The following is a 2,669-nucleotide window of genomic DNA, read 5'->3' on the forward strand; positions in this document are numbered from 1 at the left end:
CGATGACGGCGCGAAACGGCACCAAAGCATACCGAAGGCGCTGACTGCGGCACGTCACGACTGCTTCGCGGTGATTTTTGGCAACTCGATTTGTAAGGCGTTGCACAAAAATCACCCGAAATGCCAGCGAGAAGGGCTGTGGACACTGTGGACGGGACAACACATCTAAATATCCTTTTTTCCAAGCCACTTACAAAATGTCGCATAGACAAAATCGTAAGCCTCGCCAGTGGAAGAGAAAGCAGCCAACTCATCGGGCCTATCTCGCTCCACGTAATACACTTTCGTCACACCATCCCCCTCCACAACACAGACGCGGTCACTATTCTGGATACCATCCAACGAATAATCATTTGGATGAACACCCAACTCTTCCAATTTAACTATCAACTGATCATGCGTCATTGCTGGATAACCCTCAAATACCCATTGTCAATATACCACTGCACTGAATTTGGCGTTTGAAACTGCACTCCCTTACCCGGTTGCCCGAACCAAGGCAAGGCATTGGATTGCGTCACCCCCGGAATTGGCTTTATGACTTCATATTGGTAATAGGGCTTGGTCGCTTGATAGGAAGAGGGTAGCGCTCGCCCCTCGAAGGAATCACCAAGCGGAGACAGATAAGTTCCTCCAGGATATCCGTAACGATCAAGTTGAACACCAACCCCCAGAGTAGTGTCATAAATTGGAGCATAAGCACCGCCGTTAGGCGGCCAAATCCCCAATGACTCCTGCAGCTGACCCTCTGCTTGACTAAATTGCCCAAAATTAGAACTGGATCGTGCAGCCTGGCTATCCGTAATATTGCTAAGCACACGAGCGCGGATAGCGGTGGAATCAACCACTGCATCTGGAATCACATTCGAAACAATCGATCCAGAATTAACATTCGCCGCCACTCCAATCCTTGACGGCAAACCAGCGCCCACGGCCGCAATCATACCAATGGACATATCTCGCCAATACGACCCATTGGTGAACATACCCGCCAAGTTGCCCCAGGCCTGCTGCCCCTCCCCATTAACGAGGTCGGTCACGAAATTGCTGCCCTGTAGCGCGTATTCAGGGCTGTTGTTGCCCATGAAGTCGTAAATATTGCTACCCGCACCCACCGCCACCAAATAGTTCTTGTAATCCGACGGCTGCATGATCAGCGTCGTTTGGTTCTGAGGGTTGGTGATCGTGTAACTCACTACTTGGTTCTGGTCGTTGAGGTTGGCGATCACACCATCCTGATTTACACCGTCAGCACGGGTCAGAGGGACGGAATGGTCGCCCTGCATCGCCAGGATCGTGCCGCAACCGCTTGCTGACGGGCTCTGTTTGCACGCATCCAGCTCAGCCTGGTAATCGGAGTAGTGGTGGATATCGTTGTAGAGCGTGCCGGCGTTCGCGACGGCAGCGCCCGATCCGCCACCAACCGCCGCACCAATCAGTGTCGAACCGAACACTGCTCCAGATGCCCCAAGGTGCTGCATCAGATACGGCGAAGATACCTCGCCGACACCTGCGCCCAGCGCACCTTGTAATGCATTGCCTCCACCCATGCCGGCGGCAATGGCACCAATGCCTGTATGCAATAAGGTTTCGCCGGCACCTCCAGCCTTCCAGGTGTCGAATGTCCCCTGATTGGCGTTCATGATCGCCATCTGCTGATTCAAGTCGGACTGAACTGCCTGCCTGCCCTCGTCGCTCAACAAGCCGCTTTGTAATGCCTGCTGGTCTTTTACTGCCTGTACCGCCGCCTTTTCATACGGCTGCGTAAGCGCCTGGCCGATATCGCCCGCCGCCTGCATCCCCACCTGCCCGGCCACCTGCCCCAGTTGCAGCCGCTCCTTCACCTTGTCCACGTCGAAGCGGTTCGCTACGCCGTTGCCGTCCAGCGCCGTCACGTCGCGGTTGAGGCCGGATAGGTCTTGGCCGGGGTTATCGCGGATGGTCAGCGTGCCCGAGGCGAGGCCCGCCGGCGTCGTGCTGCTGGCGTCGTGGCTCTGCGGGATGGACAGGCTCGGCATCACACCCATGCTGAAGCCCTGGCTGGCGTTGGCCCCCGCACCAGTGTCGCTGCCTCCGCCAGCATTGCCGCCACCGCCACCGTCGCCTCCGCCACCACCGAAGCTGGCGCTGACCGTCGCCCCCATCTGGCTCGCGCTGTAGTCCGCCTTGTTCTTCAGGTCGCTGTAGCTGAAGCTCCCCGTGTCCAGCAGGTTCTGGCTCGCATCCGCCGTGCTGGCGATCGCACCGCCCGTCAGGTTGGTGTTGCCCCCGACGTGGATGTCGTAGCCGCCCTGCCCGGCCTGGATGCCCGTCTGCGCCGTCACGCTCTGGTAGTTGTTGCGGATGTTGGTCTGGCTATAGCTCACGCTGGCACTGCTGGAGCCGTAGCAGATCGGCGGGATGCACAGGCTCAACCCCGCGCTCGCACTCTGGTCCAGCTCCTTGTAGGTCTGCGTGTCCTGGGTGCTGGTCAGGTCCAGGTTGCGGCCGACGTTGGCCAGGACCGTGTCGCCGCTGGCCTGGGCGCCGTGCAGGGTGGTGTCCCGCCCGCTGCTCAGGCTCAGCACGTTGCCGGCGGTGACTTCACTGGCGTGGTTGGCATGGCCGTCGCCATCGGCCTTGGCTCGTGCCATGGCCGCCGCCAGTTCGATGGTGAAGCCGTTCTGCTG

2 protein-coding genes are annotated in these 2,669 nt (G+C 58.5%); both read right to left on the bottom strand.

Annotated elements, in window-relative coordinates; genetic code table 11:
• Nucleotides 1–165 precede the first annotated feature (165 nt).
• The gene (locus tag ACH65_RS19905) at nt 166–405 is read right to left on the bottom strand and encodes a hypothetical protein (protein ID WP_153242594.1); all 240 of its coding nucleotides are present in this window, start codon (nt 403–405) and stop codon (nt 166–168) included.
• A partial coding sequence (locus tag ACH65_RS12950; RefSeq protein ID WP_049623023.1) for a glycohydrolase toxin TNT-related protein occupies nt 402–2,669 on the bottom strand: 2,268 nt, incomplete at its 5' end. The genes ACH65_RS12950 and ACH65_RS19905, both read right to left, overlap by 4 nt.

The sequence above is a fragment of the Frateuria defendens genome (assembly GCF_001182895.1).
Classification (GTDB): Bacteria; Pseudomonadota; Gammaproteobacteria; order Xanthomonadales; family Rhodanobacteraceae; genus Frateuria_B; species Frateuria_B defendens.

Coding starts and splice junctions, on each gene's coding strand:
- ACH65_RS19905 (WP_153242594.1), bottom strand. CDS start 405: ATGACGCATGATCAGTTGATAGTTAAATTGGAAGAGTTGGGTGTTCAT.